The following is a 19,124-nucleotide window of genomic DNA, read 5'->3' on the forward strand; positions in this document are numbered from 1 at the left end:
ATTATGTAGGAAAAAAAGGACTTCTTGACATTACTAGCATTTATGGCTGAAGGTGCGTCGGAGACGCAATACCACAACCGTCCCGAAACACAGTTCGGGACGAGTGCCTGCCCGCCCCAAACTGGAGTTTGGGGCGAAAAAAGGCTTCGCGTCTCCGACGCATTTAATAGAATAGTGGCGTCAGAGACGCAATACCACAACCGCCCCGAAACGCAGTTCGGGACGAGCACCAACGCCCCAAATTCCAGTTTGGGGCGAAAAAAGGCTTTGCGTCTCCAACGCATTTAATAGAATAGTGGCGTCAGAGACGCAATACCACAACCGTCCCGAAACACAGTTCGGGACGAGCATCCGCTCCAAATTCCAGTTTGGGGCGCAAATAGGTTTTGCGTCTCCGACGCATTTACCTTATTTTTACCCAAAACGTCCTTACAATGCTTTACTTAGAAACCCCACGCCTGTATTTCCGTATTTTCCAACCCGAAGACGCCGCTGACCTATTCCGAATCGAAGGAGATGCCGATGTTATGCGATTCATCCGTACCCCAGCAGCAGACATTTCGCACAGCCGCCAGCGCATCGCCAATGAGCTTCTTTATGCCGCCGAAAACGAAGGGTTAGGATTATGTGCTTGTTACGAGAAAGAAAGTAGTGCGTTTGTAGGTCTTGTCAAAATCAAACACGTAGAAAACACCGATGCCATCGAAGTAGGATACGGATTTGTGCCCGAAGCTTGGGGTAAAGGCTACGCCACCGAAGTGACTCGTGCATCCATCGAACATCTTCAAACGAATTTTGCAGGACGCCCCATCATTGCCTTCATCCACCCCAATCATCAAAGTTCACGGCACGTATTAGAAAAAGCGGGCATGAAGCAAGTAACAACCGTCTTTGAAGGGCATGAAGATGCGGTTGTCTTTGCGTTTATGGCTTAAGTTCTCACATTTCCCCCTCTACACCCAGCCCAAACAAGGCAAAGTCATACTTAACGGGATCGTTGGGGTCGAGTTGTCTGAGGTTTTCGGTGAGTTCTAAGGCTGTTTGCCAGTCGGTAGTGGGACGCTGAATAAGACCCAGTTTACGCGCTACCCGATCTACGTGTACATCGCACGGGCATATCAATTGCGAAGGTTTCAGGGCATTCCAAAGGCCAAAATCAACTCCTTTATCGTCTTTGCGCACCATCCAGCGCAAAAACATATTGAGCCGCTTACACGATGATTTTCGCACGGGCGTGGCAATGTGTTTACGGGTACGTTCTGGAAAATCTTCGAGGCTAAAAAACAACTCATGGAAGCCTGCAAGACCCATTTCAACGTGAAGTGCCTCCACGGGAAGAGCATGAACAAACGCTTCTTCTAGCGAGTGATGATGTTGGTAAAAGTGCTTAAAAAAATGAAGAAAATAGAGTGTATCGGTCGCGTTGAACGTCCGATGTTTGAAGTTTAAAAAGCGCTTTAGGTCAGTATCCGTGTGATTACGTACAAAGTCGTAAGGAGCACCATCCATGAGTTGAATCAACTCTTGGCATTTGTTGATAATCGTTTTTCGCTGTCCCCACGCCAATACTGCCGCCCAAAAACCCATGATTTCGATGTCTTGCAACTTCGAAAACTGATGCGGAATACTAATGGGGTCGTTGGGAATAAAATTGGGCTGGTTGTACTGAGCTACTTTTTCCTCCAGCAGCTCCACCACATAGTTGGTCATTAGATGCTACGACCTCCCTTCAACACCCACACTAACCCTCGCGAAAGCCCCGAAAATAGCAGAACAATCCCCGTAAATATCCACGTAAAAAGCGAAATCACTGGGTAAAAAATAGTAAAAGCAACGCTCCAAATACGAAACCCAAGGGATTTTTTGATTTGTTCACGTTCTTGGCGGCGAGAAAGCATTTTTATTTATGTTAATGGTAATTAGTACAAATTTCGGTTTTTGAATCGAAAACAAAAAATCAATTTGTGAGATGATGTTTGGGGGCACGTTTGATTAGATAAAATAATTGGATAGTCGCTCCCACATTAAAGGAAAGCATTTCTGGCAAATAAGAAATTCCTAAACCTGTTAAGTAAGGGAATTGAGGATTGCCTATATCAGCAATGATGGTACCCCCTCGAAGTAAAAATCGCGTTTCTATACGCTTAAACAGTAAAGCTGAGGTTCCAGCAAACCCCTCTAAGGCAACTCCTATACCTTGGTTGTAGGGCGTGCCTGTTTTGTAATTAGGGAAATAATTACCCTGAATTTCTAATTCACCTTTTACTGTCCCATATGAGAACACCCCACTATAGCCGAAAAATTTTCTGCTAGTTTTACTGTATTGTTCCCAAGTCGTTTTAACAGAATAACCTCTAAAAGATTGTAAAAAATGATTTTGGGCTCTTCGTGCCATACTTGCGTAGCCTAGACTTACACTAAAATAATGATTGGGTTTAGGGGTAAAAAACTGCACATAACATTCGGCGATGATTGGATTTTGGAAATCAAAGCCAGATACGTAATGCGTAACATTCTTAACTACGTCAACCCCAACAGCTCTTATTTTCAACGTACTATCTTGGGCTTGAATCGAAAGAGGTATCAATACAAAAATCAAGTAGCCTAATTTTTTCATAGTTCATTGATTTTGACAATAATACCACTTTCTTCTTCTGGATAATATAATTTGGCGCCATGCGAGGGAGTATAATAACTACGATATTCTACTTCAATTTGTTTGAAGGTAGTCGTGTGGGTTTTACCAGAAGCGGGTGCTTCTAGATCCAGTACATAACCACAGGTATTACTGGCATTGTAGATACGCTTTTTGTAGTAAACAGTTAATGTATCAATACGATTAGATTGAGTAAAAATGTAAGTGGTGGAATCTGCATTGAGATTGAGCGGGAATTGAACACGCTCATTAGACACATCTTGTAACGCTCCTAATATAGACACCTTGGAGATAGAAGCCTCTGTGTTAAAGGGGAATTGGATAGCAGCTACTGGTTCGGCTGTGATACCACATTGCTCTCCGCAGCTACATAATAGATAGCATAAGGCACAAATAAAAAAAAATTTCATGGTGTGATGAATTTTGGCAAGGTTACGAAATGACCGTGCAAAATACTACTTTTCATGCCCCATTTCACAAAAACTTAATACTATGTTTGAACACCACAGCCAAAAAACTATTTTTTATACACCTTTACGTAATCCACCAAAAATACGTCGGGGTAAACAGTGTATTGTAAATCTTTCTTTTCGGATGGAAGCTCCATGCTCAAAATCAGGTACTCTTCAATCCGTGAAATACCGATGGTTACTTCGTAAAACTTGTAGCCATCAATAAAAAAAGCGTATTTGTCGGGCGTCCATTCCAACGCAAAAGTGTGGAATCCTTCGCTCACTCCTTTGAGATAACTTTGCATTCCGCGCGTACTTTTTTGGTTGGGGCCATACGCCCAATGCACGTTGTGGGAGACAATATCCACACCCAGTTTTTTGAAAAACTCAAAAATATCTATTTCGGCTCCATAAACGGCGGGGTCTTCGCCTTTGGAAATATCGGGCGACTGAATCCAGAATGCCGCCCACACGCCTGGCGATTTTTGCAACTGCGCCCGACATTCAAAGTAACCGTATTTGGTCATCAGTTTTCCTTGCGTGCCCACCGCTCCAATCAGAATGCTGTCTCCTTTTTGGATAGCGTGCAATTTCAGCAAGCCATCTTTCACTTCCACCGCTTCGGGCGACACATACCCTAAGGCACGCGGCCCCACTCCCCTCACCGCCCATTTTTTCGGGTCGAGTTGATTACCATTAAAATTATCTTCCCAAAATAGGGAATACCCTAGTTTTTCGGGCGTAAATTGCTCCTGCGACATCGGGGGCTGGGCAGGACGTTGGGCAAAGCTAATGCCTGCCCAAGCACCCAAGAAAATCAAAATGAAGGTTTTCATAATTCATTTTATTGCGTTCATTGTTAAAACCCTGACAAAGCCGATTTTTTGTAACTCAACACGTATTTCCCCGAGCCCACCGTCACGGTATTGCGCTCACGGCGATTAATCCACCTGGGCTTAACAGTAGAGGCCACCAGCGTTTTTCCGTTGAAAGTGATGTTATTGGTTGGCGTTGGTGGCAAACAAATCGTGGCCGTGGTGTTGACAGGTACCTCAATGGTCATCGTAATTAGGTCACCCTTTTTTTGCCAAGCCGAAGTAATCATTCCGTGGAGCGATCGATGCGTAGCTTTGAGTGAGTTGAGGTTGGCATTCATCGGTTCAGGTTGAATCAGAAACGTCTTAAATCCAGGCGACGTCTCTTTGATTCCCGCCATATTTTCAAACATCCATTCGCAAATAGAACCAAACGCATAGTGATTAAACGAGTTCATTCCCGCAGGAAATCCACCTTCTTTGGTGAAACTATTCCAGCGTTCCCAAATGGTATTAGCCCCGTTTTCAATCTCAAAACCCCACGAAGGATATTCTTTTTGGAACAACAACTTATAGGCCGTTTCGCTGTAGCCTGTGTTTGAAAGCACTGGCAACATGGGCCGCACGCCCAAAAAGCCCGTGGTGAGTTTATTGCCGTTTTTAACCACCAATTCATTCAGCCATTTGGCCGCTTTGAGCGTGTGGGTGCTGTCCAAAAGATTCATAAAAATCGCATTAGCGTAGGCTGTTTGGGTATGTCCATCAAACCCTTGCTCACCGTCCACGTAGCCCCGACCGTCGCCGTACGCCGCGGCGTTGCAAACAAACTTTCCATCGGCATTGGTGTAATGTTTGAGAAAAGCCGACTTCACCTTGGCATTTATTTCTTTAAAATGACTTGCTTCTTTTTCGTCGCCAATGGCCAAGGCCATTTCCTGCATCAATTGGGCGGAGTACGCGTAATACATCGTGGCCAACATATCGGGCGGTGTTTTTTTACCCACGCTCAACCAATCTCCAAACCCGCCTTTGGGATCAACTTCCGCAAAGGCCGTTTCCTTAAACACGTACTCGCCTTTGCTTTTTGTTTCCAGAAACTGCATAAATTTCTTCATTTCTGACCAGTGCGCTTTGATGATTCGGGTGTCGCCGTAGGAGCGGAAAATTTGGTACGGGTAAACAATCCCCGCTTCCATCCAACCAGGTGAATAGGTATCGGTTTTGCGAACCGATGGCGCAGGCGCGTACAGCGGATAGGCTCCGTTGGGAAGTTGAGCGTCGTTGAGGTCCACTACCCATTTTGTCCCAAAAGCCGCAATATCGTTGTTGAGCGTGGCACTTTTTACGTACGCTTGGGCATCGCCCGTCCAGCCCAAACGCTCATCGCGTTGCGGGCAGTCGGTCGGAACTTCCAGATAATTAGACTGTTGCGTCCAAACAATATTATGATACAATTGATTAACAAAAGCATTGTCCGTTTCAAATGTTCCTGCTTTTGGCGTCGCCGACGACAGCACCAATCCCAAAATATCCTGCATTCCAAGACCATTTTTTAGCCCTTCGACCTGCACGTACTGAAAGCCGTGATAGGTAAAACGGGGTTCATAAATTTCGCCGTTGGGGTCGCCTTTGGCAATGTACAAATCCGTACCGCGTGCCTTTCGGAGGTTTTCGGTCATGAGTTTTCCGTCGGGATACAGCATTTCACCAAACCGAAAAAGAATAGAATCGCCTTTGGCAGCCTTGAAACGTACCTTGATGATGCCCGCAAAGTTTTGACCCATGTCAACCAAATACGCTTTTGAACCAACAGGTTTAATATTTTTGGGAGTAAGTCGGGCTACTTCCCGCACGGGGTCGCCAGGAAAAGATTGAAGTAGGCGTTCGGCTTTTTCCGAAACCGTCACGACTTTTTTCCAAGCGGTTTCATTGTATCCCGTTTGATTCCAGCCCGTTAGTTCTTTGTTAGCATCATACACTTCACCGTTCAGAATGTCCGACTCCACGATGGGGCCATAGTTGGCTTTCCACGTATTATCAGTCGCAATCGTTTCTTTTTGGCCATTGGTGTATTCAATTTCCAACTGCGCTTTCAAAGCAGGCACGTCACCATAAAAGTTTTTGACGACAGGATTTCCTACCAACAACGCATACCCCAAATAGCCCGCGTACCAACCGTAAGAAAGGATAGACCCCAGCGCATTTTTGCCAAGTTTCAGTTCTTTAGTTACGTCAAACGTTTGGTAATAGAGGCGTTTGTTGTAGTCAGTCCAGCCTGGTGTCAGGTAATCATTCCCGATTTTTCGCCCGTTGATTTGAAATTCGTACAGCCCAAGTGCCGTCACGTACAATCGCGCTTTTTTGATGGGGCCTTTTACGTCAATTTCTTTGCGAAGAAACGGCGCGGGTGGTAGGTGGTATTCTTTGCCCTTTCCTAAATGGTTCAGATTAAGCCCGATAAAACTGGCTTTCCAATCGTTTTTTTGCAGCAAACCCATTTCCCATCTTGCAGGTTCACTCCACGACCCAGGCACATTTTTTTTATCCCAACTCCTTACTTTCCAATAGCAGATTTCTCGCGATTCCAGCGGTTTACCCGCATATTCAATTTGGGAAGTAGTTTCTCCTGCCACTTTTTTACTGTCCCACAAATCGGCTTTACCTTCCTCCAACAGCGCCACCGAAGTCGCCACCAAAATTTGATAGCCCGTTTGGTATTGACTATTGACGGCCGAAGTCAGCTCCCAGCTCAAACGCGGCTGAGTTACGTCCGTGACGGGGTTGATTTTATACTCGCACCGTAAATAAACGGCCTTGAGGTCGCTCTGTGCATACACGCTAACGCCCAACAGCAGGGCGGCTGCCAAGGAAAAAAATCGTTGAAACATATCAGTTAAGGGTTTTCACTACTACTACGAGTAAAGTTGGAAGAAATACTACCCACAACTATCCTTCACTACCCTACCCATTTGTTATCAACGCACTTTTTGTTTCCAAGTTTGGTACTGAGTGCGCATGGTTTCGAGTTGAGAAAGGTAGTTTGCGTCCTTAGCCCGATTGATTTTCTCGTCGGGGTCGTTGCGGAGGTCGTACAGTTCTTCATAATTATGCTCAATGTACTTCATGTATTTGAGGTCGTTACGGACTACCCCTTCCACCTTAGGCAAACGAGGCGAACCCAAAAACGTATGCTCGTAGAAAAAGGCGCTTCGAGCGATTTGTTTTGGCTTCGTCACGAGTTCTGCCAAGCTCACACCTTGCATTTCCGCAGGCACCTGAACTCCCGCCAATTTCAAAATCGTTGGGGCAATGTCGATATTAAGCGCCAATTGGTTGGACGTCTTTTTACGAAGTTGAGGAATACGCGGGTCGTACATAATGAGCGGCACCCGAATCGACTCTTCGTGGCCAAACCATTTTCCCGACAAGCCGTATTCGCCCAAATAATAGCCGTTGTCGCCCATGAAGATAATCACGGTGTTAGAAGCCAAGCCTTTGTCTTGCAAGGTTTTCACCATGTTTCCAACAACTTCATCCACGCCGCTAATCAAACGATAATACTGTCGCACGCTTTCTTGGTACATTCGGTTTCCGTCAAACTGAAAATACCAGCGTTCGCGGGCAATGTTTTTATCGGTTCGGAAAAAGTCGGGAAACGATTGCCAGTACTTCGGGTCGGCTTTTTCGGGTTCAGGAATCGAATCGTTGGCGTACATTGGCTTATAACGTTCTTGAACAATAAACGGACGCGGGTCGCCGTCCTGAATATGCGGCGCTTTGAAACTCACCGACAAGCAAAACGGCGCATCGGGTTGGGTTTGCGCCAAAAACTGTTGAATATCGTTGTTGACTTTATCGGTATGGTGAATAAAATTACCTTGTGCGTCCTTCATTTCGTAATCGGACTGTGGTTTTTCCGAACCCGCCCAAAAATCGAAGGCATTGCTAGGCTGTGCTTTGGGTTCTCCAACGCCGTATTTTCCAATAAAACCGATTTGATAACCTGCCTTTTTCAACAATAACGGATAAGTATTGGCCAAAGCAGCGGGCTTAAAACTTGTATTAAAATCTTCGATTTTGTGCCGTGACATGTACTGCCCACTCAAAATACTCGCTCGACTCACGCAGCAAATGGCCGTCGTAACATACGCCTTTTTGAAAAGGACGCCACGCGAGGCAAGTTGGTCCAAATGCGGTGTTTTAATAATCGGATTTCCCATCGCTCCCAAGGAGTTCCATCGGTGGTCGTCGGTGAGGAGGAAAATGATGTTGGGACGAGAAGTTGACGATGGGCTCTTGAAGGAAGAAAAAGTAAAAAGAGCCAAAGAGATAGCAACAAACCAAGAACTGACCCATTTCATAGCGCGTGCAGGATAACTTTACAGTAGAAGCGACAAGCGTAGAAATTTTACTTTTGCTTTGATTGAAAGCGCGTTAACTGCTCTTCAATGTACGGGTCATTGATTTTTTGTTTAGTTAAAAAATCATAGGCTTTACGAGCCACAAAATTATTGTCACTACGTAATAAATCAGCAATAGCCCGCCCCGTAACAGGGTCATTTATTTTTTTTATTCTCAAAAGCTCCAATATACTAGCCACCGACTCCCCTTGAAGTGAGGGCAAAGCCGAAGTAAATAAAGCCACCATCTCTGGTGTCAACGAAGATGCCATTTTTAGCTTTTCCACAATAAGTTTTTTAATCGCGTAGTTGTTTTTCAAAAAAGCCATTGCCAAACCTCGTTGAATCGTCGAGTCTGTTGTAGGTAATTCCCTAATGATTTGTTCCGAAAGATTATATTGATTGTCCTGAATAAGCGATATTACTTTTTGCTGCAACAAAATGTGTGCTGAAATAAAAGGTCGGACACGACGAACAGCCCACATTTTATCCCCCAAATCATTGCTTTCCAGTATTTTCAAAAGTAAATCAGCCGAGAGTGTTTTTTGGGTCAACTTTTCTATTTCTAGCTGAGTTGGCCCATACACCAAATGCCATAATTTATAAGTTGTATAAGCTGCGCCCTTGATGATGTAGTCGAGGACGTCGGGCGCAGTAGGCGACGACACTGCATCCACTTTTTGAACGTCCACAGCAGCTTTTGGCACCAAAGCATTGTAAGTAAAAGTGCCGAGAGGCGATAAAGAATCAGCAAGTATCTCGCTCAAACGTGTGTATTCTTCGGGAGTAAAAGGGTCATGATCGGTTTTACTCAAAAACTCTCCTTTGGGTAGCTCAAACCCTAAATATCGACCTGTGGGATTCCAATAAAGCGTAGCTACCAACATACGGCACTTTCCATCAAAGCAAACATTGTTTTGGATGTGTCTAAAATACGAAACAGGACACCCTTCCTGAGATACTGCCTGAAACAAAGTATCTGTACCTGTTTCCTCTTCAAAATCAACAAGATAAGGGATTGTTTTGGCAACGGGTAATGCAAGTGTGTATGGCCGAAAATAACGGATAGGCTCCGCCACTTCAGAGACAAAACCGCTGATTCCCCACAGTAAAAGAAATAAAGCAGTTAACTTCAATACGCTTATTAGTTTCAACGACATATAAGTAAGTAATGTGGGCAGGCCATAGCGTGCCTACCCAACATGTATTCACCATTCTATTTATACAAACGTGGGCACAATACCGCCGTGCTCTTCAATAAGCTGTTTAATATCTTTTATTGATACTTCGAGTGGGCTCTTATTTTGAAGGCTTGCCAGTACCGCCGTAGCTCCTGCTGCTTGCCCCATTCCCATACAAGATGCCTGTACCCGCAATGCCGAATTGGCCAAACGGTCGCTGCTGACACAACGACCCGCCACCAAAAAATTACGGCTGTTTTTGGGCACCAACGCTCGCAACGGAACCGTCGGGACAATGCCCTCATTCAAGTGATCAGGTACGACGCCATTCTCATCGTGAACGTCAATCGGATAATATGAATACGAAACCGAATCGTCGAACATTTTACCCGTTACGTAGTCGGCATGGGTAATTTTGTAGTGACCATCAATCCGAAACGTTTCGCGAACGGCCGTTTCGTTTTGCATGTCAATCAGTTTTGTTTTTTCTAACCCAGGTAAGCTGCGCAAAAACCGTAGCGTATCTAATAACGCTTTCCGTCCTTTCAGATTAGCTACTGTGTGCGTTTCGGAGGTAGTAGAATCAGCCCCCATGACGTGCGAAATGTTGTCACCTGCCGAGCGTAGCACCCCTGCGATATTGTTACGAAAGTCGGTTTTTACCAACTCTCCTTTCTGGATAGCTTCTTGATAACGCGCTTGAATCAGCTTTAAATCCAACGATTTAAAATCATATCCTCCAATTTGAAACATTAATGAACCTGGCTGCGTCTCGGCTTCACGTAGTACAGGAAAACCTGCCATTGAGGTCACAAACGCGTTTCCTGTACAGTCAATGAGTTGGTTACAAGAGATTTCGGCAATCACTCCTTTTCCCATTGTTTGCACCAGCCAACCGTTTTTTTGCGGCGTTACTTTGGTGGGGGTTTCATAAAAACGCAATTGTACTCCTGCCTCCACACACTTTTCTTCGATAAGCATGGCGTATAACTGACCATTAAGGCGCACTTGATGCCGTGGGTGATTTTTACCGTGGGGAATAGAAAAATTCGGCAATTGATCATCGTTCATAGCGACGGCAGCCTGTACCAACTCCCAGCCAATCCCACTAATGACCTGTTTGCCCCACGCAAAAAAAATACCAGGGAAAGCCACACCTCCAGTAGTAGTGGTGCCGCCCAATTGGCTTCCGTTTTCAACCAAAATGGTTTTACGGCCAGCACGCCCTGCCTGAATGGCAGCAATCACCCCTGCTGTGCCACCACCAACTACCAATATATCTGTTTTTAAGCTCGTTTTTTTTACGGAATAAGGCGCTTGGAAAACCTCCCCTTTTTCCAATATGGGAGTCGATACTCCCAACGAAAGGCTTCCTAATGAGGCTAATGCCGCTCTTCGTTTCATTTTTTCCATAAAATAGTTTTTTAAAGTCCCAAGTGCTAATAGCCTGGATTTTGGTCTTTGACAGGATCCATTGCTTTGTTAAAGTTAAGCTCTGACGTTGGCACAGGCCATAGCAAATGCTTATCAGCAACATTGACATTTTTGGCCGCTTTTATCGCCTCTTTCACTTTTCCAATTCGTTTGAGGTCAAGCCAACGTTTGCCCAAATACAAAAATTCGTACGCCCGTTCTTGGATGACTGCATCCACAAACGTCGAGGCGTTGTAATCAGCTAATACAAAATCGACCGAAGACACTGCGGTAGGAGTTTTACCATAACCACGGCGACGAACTTGGTTCAGCGCCTCCAATGCTTGAGCTGTTGGGGCATTATTGACACGGGTGGCCGCTTCGGCGTATATCAACAATACATCGGCGTAGGCATACACGGGGTCATCGTTTCCTGCTCCTGTTTGACTAATAGCCTTTTGGTCAGCAAATTTGGAGCTAATCACCGTATTGGCTCCTAGCCCAATGTTAACTTTTTCCCAAAGCGACTTGCGAATATCAGCATCATTCCAGCCTTTATAGAGCGGCTCGGTGGTTTGGCCATAGACCACATACGCCCCCCCGAAATTGAACAGGTTCGTACTCGGATGGTTGGTAATCCAGAGCATATAATTTCCTTGATCCACTTGACGAGTGTATTTCAAATAGAAAATCTCTTCAGTCGTCGATACTAATTCTGGGCCATAGACTTTTGTTTGAAAATCAGCTTTTGAGGCAATGGGTACTAGCGAAAACTTACCACTTTTTATCACTTCATCAGCTTTGTCTCGTGCTTCGGTGTATTTACCTAAAGTCAAATACACATCGGCCAAGAGCGTCTTAGCAGCCCATTTTGAAGGACGGCCCACGTTTGCAGGCTTATCGGGAAGGTTTGTTTCTGCTTCTTTCAAATCGGCTTGGATAAGTGTATATACCTCTTCTACGCTACTACGACGTAAATCAATCTGAGTCATATTTTCCTCCGTACGAAGCGGTACTCCTGCCCAGTTGCGCACCAGTTGAAAGTAGTTAAATGCGCGTAAAAACTTGGCTTCACCTACGTACTTATTGATGTCGGCAGGGCTAATTGCCTTCCCTTTGGGGGCATTCTGAATCACCAAGTTGGCATTACGAATACTTAGATAAAACGCATTCCATAAACCAGCTACCCGACTGATGTTGGCATCATTGAGTCCTTGGTGTTCGTGAAGAGGTGCCCAGCTTCCCCGCCCGTAGGCGTAGTCTGCTTGGCATTCCAACGACGTTTCATAAACGGCGTAATTCGTACTGCGTAAAGGGCTATAAATGGCATTGGTAGCAGCCTCTACTTCTGCCGCAGTATTAAAGAAATTTTCGGCAACGATAAACTTGGGTTCTTCCTTCAATAACTGTTCGCACGAAGACAGGCCAAGTACCAACACGACTCCTAGCCATTTTTTATTCCACAGGGTTGAAGGTATTTTTATAAAAGAAGATAATGACTTTTTCATATTGCTAGGGAATTAAGCAGTGAACTGAAAAAATTAAAAACTAACACGAAGCCCAGCCGTCACCGACTTAGCCGTTGGGTAACTGTTGTGGTCTATCCCCTGAATGGTTGAGTTAGAGCCGCCGCGTGAGTTGACCTCAGGATCCCACCATGAGTAATTGGTAAAAGTGAGCAAGTTTTGACCACTGCCATATACTTGTGCGCTACGAACCCACTTGATACCCCATTTTTCGAGTGGTAAATTATACGCCAATTGAATGGTACGAAGGCGCAGATATGAGCCATCTTCAATGAAGCGATTGGAAACGCGCGTAGTGGTGTTGCGACTAATAATCGGGTACTTCGCATTGGGCGTACTTGGCGTCCAGTGATTATAAAGTACTTCGCGAGGCATATTCAGCCCAAAACCATAATCCATTGTATTAACAATCGAACTTACATTAAACAAATCATTGCCCTGAACCCCTTGAATAAACAACGACAGGTCGAAGTTTTTGTAAGACATGGTCGAGTTAAAACCATAGATAAAATTAGGATTAGGGTCGCCAATGTAGGTTTTATCCGTCTGGGTAATCGTACCGTTTCCATCTAAATCTTTGAACTTAATCGCCCCTTTTTCGGTATAACCGTCTTCTACATATCCCCAAAACTGCCCAATAGGTTGTCCTTCTCGCAAGATGCTTGTCACGTCATTGATAACGACTACGTTGACATTACCCGTGAGAATATCCCCTCCTCCGTAAAGCTTTACTACTTTGTTTCGGTTAAATGAAATATTGGCGTTGACATCCCACTTAAAAGCACCCGTAAATAGTCGGCTATCGATGCCAAATTCAAAACCTTTATTTTGGACTTCACCAATGTTTTGAATGGTGGACGTAAAACCAAGCGACGAAGGCAAAACAACCGTATTAAGCAAATCGCGGGTGTTTTTGATGTAATAATCAGCCGTTAGAAGTACTCGGTTATTTAAAATTCCCACGTCCACCCCTATATCCTTTTGTTCCGTTGTCTCCCATTTCAGATTTCCTGGTAGGCGAGTTCCTGGAGAAAAAGTGGTAAAAAGCGCATCGTCAAATACAGTGCGGAAAGACGAAAGCTGGTTGAGGGTAGCGTACGGGCTAATGGCTTGGCTACCCGTTAGCCCCCAACTTGCACGAAGTTTTAGGTCAGAGACAAACGGGATAGTTTTCATAAACTCTTCGCTCGAAACCCGCCACGCAACGGCTCCCGACGGAAAATACCCCCACTTGTTGCCCTCACTGTAGCGAGACGAGCCATCGCGGCGAATGCTGGCAGTAATCAGGTATTTATCTTTAAGGTTATAATTGACTCGCCCTAAATATGACAGCAACACACTTTTGGAATAGCCCGATTCTGGAATGCCTGGCGTAATGGCTGAACCAAGTCCTCCCGTTTCAATAATATCACTCAAAAAGCCTGTGCCCGAAGCCGAAAGCGTCGTTGTCACAAAATCTTGGTACGTAACCCCTGCTACTGCCGAGATGTTGTGCCCTTGTCCAAACGTCTTGTTATAACTGATGGTGTTTTCGTTCAGTAAGCTTGTTTGCTGCGTTGTGCTTACGCTCGCACGGCCGAGCGAATTGATGTAATTGCGCGTGGTGTAGTTGTCGGTACGGTCATCGGCATTTTCAATTCCTCCCGATATTCTGACCGTGATTTCAGGAATAGGGTTATAAATCAATGCCGCATTCGCCAATACGCGGTTGGCTTTGATTCGGTTGGTCTGCTCATTGATAAAGTTGAGCGGATTGATTAAGTCTGTGGCCACAAATGGATAGGCAATCGCTAATACGCGGTACGAGCCATCGTCATTGTACGGCATGAGGGTAGGAGGTGCTGAGATAGCCGCCGAAATCATGGAATTTCCGCGCGACCCTCCTTCACTGTCGCGACGGTCGGTTTTTAGCCTTGAAAGTGTGGTAGAAAGGTTGACACTAAACTTATCGCTTACTTTATGAGTTAAATTTGTACGAAGTGAATAACGTTTATAATCGCTGCCTTTGATAATACCATCTTGCCCAAAAAAGCTCCCTGAAACCGAAAACTGGGTTTTGTCATTTCCTCCGCTAATGTTCAAAGAAGTGGTCTTCATTGGCGCCTTCTGGAACACTAAATTCTGCCAATCGAACCCTTGTCCAAAGCCATCCAACTGTGCTTGCGTAAAATACGGCGCTAGATTATCGTTAGCGGCTTGTTTGTTATAAAACGTGGCATACTCATTGGCATTCATCAAATCAAGTTTACGAATGAGGGTTTGAGACGTAAAACTTGTTTCAAAATCCACTTTTGTTTTACCAGATTTACCTCGCTTGGTTGTAATCAGCACAACGCCATTTGCTCCGCGTGAGCCATAAATTGCCGTTGCCGATGCGTCTTTCAAAATCTCAATACTTTCAATATCAACGTTGTTCAAAATGGTAGGATTGCTCCCCGTAGTCGGAAATCCATCCACTACATACAATGGTTCGTTACTTCCTTGGATAGAATTTGTCCCTCGAATCCGTACACTCACTCCGCCTCCTGGTGCTCCTGTGTTTTGGGTTACTTGTACACCCGCTGCGCGCCCCGATAAGGCTTGCAATACGTTGGCCGTCGGAAAAGAATTTAATTCTTTGGATTTGACCTGGGCTACCGAACCCGTCAAATCGCTCTTTTTCACCACCCCATACCCCACTACCACCACTTCTTCGAGTGCTTTGGTATCGACTTTGAGTTTGATGTTGATTTGAGTACGGTTCCCGACAACGAGTTCTTGAGGTTCGTATCCAACAAAACTAAATACCAACACCGCATCGCCATTAGGTACACTGAGTGAAAACTCTCCGTTGGGGTTGGTGGTAGCACCTCGTTGGGTACCTTTCAGTAAAACACTGACGCCTGGCAGCGGCTCCCCTTTTTCATTGTCCACCACCGTTCCTTTTACGACTTGGTCGGAAGGAACGGTAGCGTTTGGGACTGGCGTGGATATTTCGTCGGAAAGAGCGGCTTTTTCTGGCATTTTTTTGCGCAATAAAATCCGTGACCCAACGACCTCATACGAAATTTGAAGAGGCTGCAACAGTTCTTTGAGCACCTCCGAAAGTTTGTTGGTCGTAGCCAATGAGACTTTTTGGTCGGCTCGAATGGCGTTGGGGCTATACACAAACTTCACCCCAGCTTGTTTTTCGATGGTACTAAATACGCGCTTGATTTCGACCGCCTCAATTTTGAGCGAGATGGTCGTGTTCAGTACTTCCTGCGCTTTGGTGTCGCGGGCACTGGCCAACCCACAAAACAGGATTAGCAGGGCAAGTTGAGTAACCGTCATTCTCATTGCTTTGAGCAAGAACGCTTTGGTTCGTCCATTTTTTTGCATAGTTTTAACATGTTTTTGGTTTAGAAAGACAAAAACTACCCGCGGTGGTGCTTCACGCCAATGAATTTGCACCGACCGAACGCCAATTCGGTTGCGGGTCACTCTAGGCCGACAGTGTTACGAGCATTGTCGGCTTTTTTTAGACCTTGTAGGTTTTGAAAACCTATAAGACCTGTTTAAAACACTTACTTACAACCTTCGCCATTGATGAACAAACTGGTACCGCGCTGTTCATAAGTGGCATTGATAGATTTACAAATCAAATCGAGTTGGGTATGGAGTGGGAGTTCGTTCAAATCGGCCGTGAACACACACTGATTAAGGGTTTGGTTTTCAACGATTATTTGTACCCCGTACGCATTTTCTAGTTTTTTGAGGACTTTGGGTAAGGGCGTTTCTTCAAATACAAACAAAGACGGGGTGGTGGGCACATGAATCACCACGGGCCGTTCGATTAGGCTGGGCGTGAGCTTCCGAGAGGTTTTATCAAACGTAATTTTTTGGTTCGGCGTCAAAATCACCCCGTTCCGTTGCAATGATTTCTTAGAAGAGTTTTCATAAACCGACACCCGCCCCGTAGCTACTACCACCTCAATGGCCTGCGCTTCTTCGTACGACTTCACCGTAAAACTTGTCCCAAGTACTTCGGTCACTAGCTCGCCAGCGTGTACCACAAAGGGCTTGGTTGGGTCATGCTTTACCTTAAAAAATGCCTCTCCTTTCAGAAAAACACTGCGATTTTTTTGCCCAAAATGCTCAGGGTAGGTAACGCTGCTGTTGGTTTTCAACAACACAATACTGCCATCTTCGAGTTTTATTTCTCGCGGATTGGCCGCAGTGTTTTTTACTTCAATGCCGTTGGGTGTTTCTATTCGTGGGCTAATCGCCCCATCGTTTACGTCTATGCGACGGGTATTCCACCAAAAAACGCCTGCCACAACAATCACCGATGCCGCCGCTGCCCAGCTCACCCAACGCCACCGTGGGCGAACAATCTCCGCTTCGGGTGCCCAAACTGTTTGCTGAATATTTTGCCAAAGCCGTTTTTTAACACCGTTTTTTTCTGATTCTTCCAACGTGAGCGATGTATTCTGGAGTAAATGAGCCTGCCAATCATGAATCAGTTTTTCCTCGTCGGGCGTGCAATCCCCCGCGAGGTACTTTTCGAGCAACTGATTAAATTCGTGTTGGTTCATGTGTTTGGTTTGTTATGAAGAAATGGGTGGATTAATTGTCAGAATGAAAAGCTTTCAAATGTTCTTTGAGCACTTTTAGCGATTTGGTAATATGATACTCAACCGCCTTTTCGGATAGGTTTAATTGCCGAGCGATTTCCTTGACCGATTGGTTCTCGAAGCGACTTAACTTGAAGACTTCCACACTTTTTTCGGGCAATTTTTTCATTGCTTCTTCCACGGCTTTCGACAAATCGGCAAATTGGACGCTTTCGTCGGTTACGTAAGACTGACGGATTTCGTTAAAAATCAAGTATTCTTGAAATTTTCGCTGGGTGATTTGCGACTTGATGTAATTGGTGCTCAGGTGTTTGATAGAAACCACCAAATACGCACTCAAATGACGTATCACACTTACGTGGCGTTTTTGCCAAAGACTTTCAAACAGGTCTTGTACCAATTCTTCTGCTTCTTCGCGGGTGCCTGTTTCGTGGTAGGCCACTCCCAATAATTTATACCAATAGCGGTTGTAAATCTCCTCAAAAGCGGCTTGGCTATCGCTCCTCAGAAAATCGACTAATTGGTCATCGGAAAAGGTTTGGTACTTCATCGCATGGTGTTCGGTTAGTGTATAGTCAATTAAGTCGCCAAAATCCCTAGAATGATTTTAAAAAATCTTCAAAAAATAATATATACTTACCTAATGCACACAAAAAATCCCTGCCACTTCGAGTAGCAGGGATTTTCGTCAGCAAAGTATTACAAAAACTAGCGTGTTTGCACGTATGCGTCCCAGTTAACTTCGGCTTGTGGGCGGGCTAGTTGTTTGAAAATAGTACCACGGTCGAGGCTCACGTCCACGTTGGTGGCGTTGAGGCGGTCGTAACGGCGTAAATCCACCCAACGGTGCCCCCAAGGTTCACCCCAAAGTGAGTAGCGGCGTTGGAACAAAATTTCGTTAATAAGCGCATCTTTGGTCGTAGCTCCTGTGTAGTTCCCGATTCCTGCTGCCGTGCGGATACGGTTAATGGCTGCTACGGCTTCGGGAGTTTTGTTGAGCTGCGCATTGGCTTCGGCAGCGATAAGTACCAGTTCTTCGTTACGGAAAAACTTGATTTCGCTGGTATTCGCCGCATATCGGTTGTCTTGATACTGCCCCGCAAGCGGCGTTCCATCAGATGTTACCGAAACAGGTGCTGTACGACGGAAAAACTTAGCCCGTACCCGAGCATCGCCCGCAATTGTATCATTGATGACCGACGGGTGTACCACCAATAGCGTACTTACAGCGGCATTTCTAACAAAAAACAACGGATTAAACGCGTCTGGCGGAGCGCCGTACGTGTGGGCAGGCCCCGCTTCTAGGTTACCCGTGGCACTGTAAAACGACGCATTCACGGCATCCAAAGCTCCTTGCCAATCCTGACGATAAACGGCCAAGCGGGCTGCAATCGCACGGTTCATTTGGCGAAGCGCCGCAATTGTCCCGAAACCATTACCCGTAAATCCTGTTGTCAAACGAAGTGGAAAATTTCCTGTTCCGCCAGCGCCGAGTTCGGTGTTGCCTTCGTCCAAAATACGCTTAATCTGCGTAAGCGACTCCGCCAACGGCAAAAATGGCCCTGGGTTTTGTACATCTTTGACATCAATCCGAATGCCATTTTCGTATTGGCCCATGGCCACAATCAGGTATTGATACGCCATAAGGGTTTTGGAAAAGCCCGAAATCGCATTCTTTTCTTCGGTCGTAAACGTATTGGTATTATTCACCGCATCAATAACCGTCTGCGCTTGGCGAATGGCAAAGTAGGGTTGTTGGTACGTATTCAAGTATCCAAACATATTTGGGGTTGCTTGACGCCCATTCATTCCGAGCCAGTCAGTTTGCCAGCGTGGGTCAGAAGCGTTTAGATACCACAATTCACGCCCCAACGTACCAAACAACGCTGTTACGGTAAAAAGGTAATCACGGTGACGTGACTCCAACCCCGTTACTAAGTTTTGCACTTGCGTCCGCGACGCATTTTGGCTCACGCTTCCCAAAGAAGGGTTGTTGGGGTCATTGGGCGTATCTAGGGTGAAAAAGTTACACGAACTCATCATCAACAACAGCCCTACAAAAACCGAGTTTATATTTTTCATTGTC

Annotated in this window: 16 protein-coding genes; 2 read left to right on the forward strand and 14 right to left on the reverse strand. The window is 45.5% G+C overall.

The features are described from left to right. The first annotated feature begins 24 nt into the window (after positions 1–24). A complete protein-coding gene (locus tag K339_RS0101890) occupies positions 25–288 on the forward strand; it encodes a hypothetical protein (protein WP_169731802.1) in 264 nt (87 codons plus the stop codon). A 146-nt stretch (positions 289–434) separates the two neighbouring features. Continuing rightward, positions 435–935 carry a GNAT family N-acetyltransferase gene (locus K339_RS0101895; RefSeq protein WP_028522087.1) on the forward strand — a complete coding sequence of 167 codons (501 nt, stop codon included), beginning with the start codon at positions 435–437 and terminating at the stop codon, positions 933–935. Positions 936–939: 4 nt separating this feature from the next. Here the strand turns inward: K339_RS0101895 and K339_RS0101900 are convergent, their stop codons facing one another. The 14 genes from K339_RS0101900 to K339_RS0101965 form a co-directional block, all read right to left on the reverse strand. Then, positions 940–1,710, reverse strand: a complete 771-nt coding sequence (locus tag K339_RS0101900) for a TIGR02757 family protein (RefSeq protein ID WP_028522088.1) — start codon at positions 1,708–1,710, stop codon at positions 940–942. Then, a complete protein-coding gene (locus K339_RS0101905; RefSeq protein WP_037298981.1) occupies positions 1,710–1,898 on the reverse strand; it encodes a hypothetical protein in 189 nt (62 codons plus the stop codon). The genes K339_RS0101900 and K339_RS0101905 overlap by 1 nt, the downstream gene beginning before the upstream one ends. Positions 1,899–1,957: 59 nt before the next feature. Then, positions 1,958–2,617, reverse strand: a complete 660-nt coding sequence (locus K339_RS0101910) for a hypothetical protein (protein ID WP_028522090.1) — start codon at positions 2,615–2,617, stop codon at positions 1,958–1,960. Beyond that, positions 2,614–3,066, reverse strand: coding sequence for a DUF6452 family protein (locus K339_RS32350; protein WP_037298983.1), 453 nt, complete (start codon positions 3,064–3,066; stop codon positions 2,614–2,616). Before K339_RS32350 ends, K339_RS0101910 begins: the two co-directional genes overlap by 4 nt. Positions 3,067–3,173: 107 nt before the next feature. After that, entirely contained in the window at positions 3,174–3,944 is a 771-nt protein-coding gene (locus tag K339_RS0101920; protein ID WP_028522092.1) for a glycoside hydrolase family 16 protein, read from the reverse strand. A 23-nt stretch (positions 3,945–3,967) separates the two neighbouring features. Continuing rightward, positions 3,968–6,811 carry a family 78 glycoside hydrolase catalytic domain gene (locus K339_RS0101925; RefSeq protein WP_028522093.1) on the reverse strand — a complete coding sequence of 948 codons (2,844 nt, stop codon included), beginning with the start codon at positions 6,809–6,811 and terminating at the stop codon, positions 3,968–3,970. 87 nt (positions 6,812–6,898) lie between these two features. Further along, positions 6,899–8,284: a sulfatase family protein gene (locus K339_RS0101930; protein WP_064750940.1), complete on the reverse strand. Its 1,386-nt coding sequence runs from the start codon at positions 8,282–8,284 to the stop codon at positions 6,899–6,901. 47 nt (positions 8,285–8,331) lie between these two features. Continuing rightward, positions 8,332–9,483: a hypothetical protein gene (locus K339_RS0101935; protein WP_028522095.1), complete on the reverse strand. Its 1,152-nt coding sequence runs from the start codon at positions 9,481–9,483 to the stop codon at positions 8,332–8,334. A 60-nt stretch (positions 9,484–9,543) separates the two neighbouring features. Then, positions 9,544–10,908: an FAD-dependent oxidoreductase gene (locus K339_RS0101940; RefSeq protein ID WP_028522096.1), complete on the reverse strand. Its 1,365-nt coding sequence runs from the start codon at positions 10,906–10,908 to the stop codon at positions 9,544–9,546. A 35-nt stretch (positions 10,909–10,943) separates the two neighbouring features. Then, entirely contained in the window at positions 10,944–12,425 is a 1,482-nt protein-coding gene (locus K339_RS0101945) for a RagB/SusD family nutrient uptake outer membrane protein (protein ID WP_084332082.1), read from the reverse strand. A gap of 33 nt (positions 12,426–12,458) precedes the next feature. Then, entirely contained in the window at positions 12,459–15,803 is a 3,345-nt protein-coding gene (locus K339_RS0101950; RefSeq protein ID WP_028522098.1) for a TonB-dependent receptor, read from the reverse strand. Between the two features lie 185 nt (positions 15,804–15,988). Beyond that, positions 15,989–16,999: a FecR family protein gene (locus K339_RS32355; RefSeq protein WP_051397746.1), complete on the reverse strand. Its 1,011-nt coding sequence runs from the start codon at positions 16,997–16,999 to the stop codon at positions 15,989–15,991. 31 nt (positions 17,000–17,030) lie between these two features. Then, a complete protein-coding gene (locus K339_RS0101960; RefSeq protein ID WP_028522099.1) occupies positions 17,031–17,588 on the reverse strand; it encodes an RNA polymerase sigma factor in 558 nt (185 codons plus the stop codon). 158 nt (positions 17,589–17,746) lie between these two features. Further along, positions 17,747–19,120, reverse strand: coding sequence for a RagB/SusD family nutrient uptake outer membrane protein (locus K339_RS0101965; protein WP_051397747.1), 1,374 nt, complete (start codon positions 19,118–19,120; stop codon positions 17,747–17,749). Positions 19,121–19,124 lie beyond the last annotated feature (4 nt).

The organism is Runella limosa DSM 17973, assembly GCF_000482465.1.
Classification (GTDB): Bacteria; Bacteroidota; Bacteroidia; order Cytophagales; family Spirosomataceae; genus Runella; species Runella limosa.

Excerpts from the sequence above, each read along its gene's own strand:
- K339_RS0101895 (WP_028522087.1), top strand. The coding sequence starts at position 435 with ATGCTTTACTTAGAAACCCCACGCCTGTATTTCCGTATTTTCCAACCC.
- K339_RS0101900 (WP_028522088.1), bottom strand. The coding sequence starts at position 1,710 with ATGACCAACTATGTGGTGGAGCTGCTGGAGGAAAAAGTAGCTCAGTAC.
- K339_RS0101905 (WP_037298981.1), bottom strand. The coding sequence starts at position 1,898 with ATGCTTTCTCGCCGCCAAGAACGTGAACAAATCAAAAAATCCCTTGGG.
- K339_RS0101910 (WP_028522090.1), bottom strand. The coding sequence starts at position 2,617 with ATGAAAAAATTAGGCTACTTGATTTTTGTATTGATACCTCTTTCGATT.
- K339_RS32350 (WP_037298983.1), bottom strand. The coding sequence starts at position 3,066 with ATGAAATTTTTTTTTATTTGTGCCTTATGCTATCTATTATGTAGCTGC.
- K339_RS0101920 (WP_028522092.1), bottom strand. The coding sequence starts at position 3,944 with ATGAAAACCTTCATTTTGATTTTCTTGGGTGCTTGGGCAGGCATTAGC.
- K339_RS0101925 (WP_028522093.1), bottom strand. The coding sequence starts at position 6,811 with ATGTTTCAACGATTTTTTTCCTTGGCAGCCGCCCTGCTGTTGGGCGTT.
- K339_RS0101930 (WP_064750940.1), bottom strand. The coding sequence starts at position 8,284 with ATGAAATGGGTCAGTTCTTGGTTTGTTGCTATCTCTTTGGCTCTTTTT.
- K339_RS0101935 (WP_028522095.1), bottom strand. The coding sequence starts at position 9,483 with ATGTCGTTGAAACTAATAAGCGTATTGAAGTTAACTGCTTTATTTCTT.
- K339_RS0101940 (WP_028522096.1), bottom strand. The coding sequence starts at position 10,908 with ATGAAACGAAGAGCGGCATTAGCCTCATTAGGAAGCCTTTCGTTGGGA.
- K339_RS0101945 (WP_084332082.1), bottom strand. The coding sequence starts at position 12,425 with ATGAAAAAGTCATTATCTTCTTTTATAAAAATACCTTCAACCCTGTGG.
- K339_RS0101950 (WP_028522098.1), bottom strand. The coding sequence starts at position 15,803 with ATGCAAAAAAATGGACGAACCAAAGCGTTCTTGCTCAAAGCAATGAGA.
- K339_RS32355 (WP_051397746.1), bottom strand. The coding sequence starts at position 16,999 with ATGAACCAACACGAATTTAATCAGTTGCTCGAAAAGTACCTCGCGGGG.
- K339_RS0101960 (WP_028522099.1), bottom strand. The coding sequence starts at position 17,588 with ATGAAGTACCAAACCTTTTCCGATGACCAATTAGTCGATTTTCTGAGG.
- K339_RS0101965 (WP_051397747.1), bottom strand. The coding sequence starts at position 19,120 with ATGAAAAATATAAACTCGGTTTTTGTAGGGCTGTTGTTGATGATGAGT.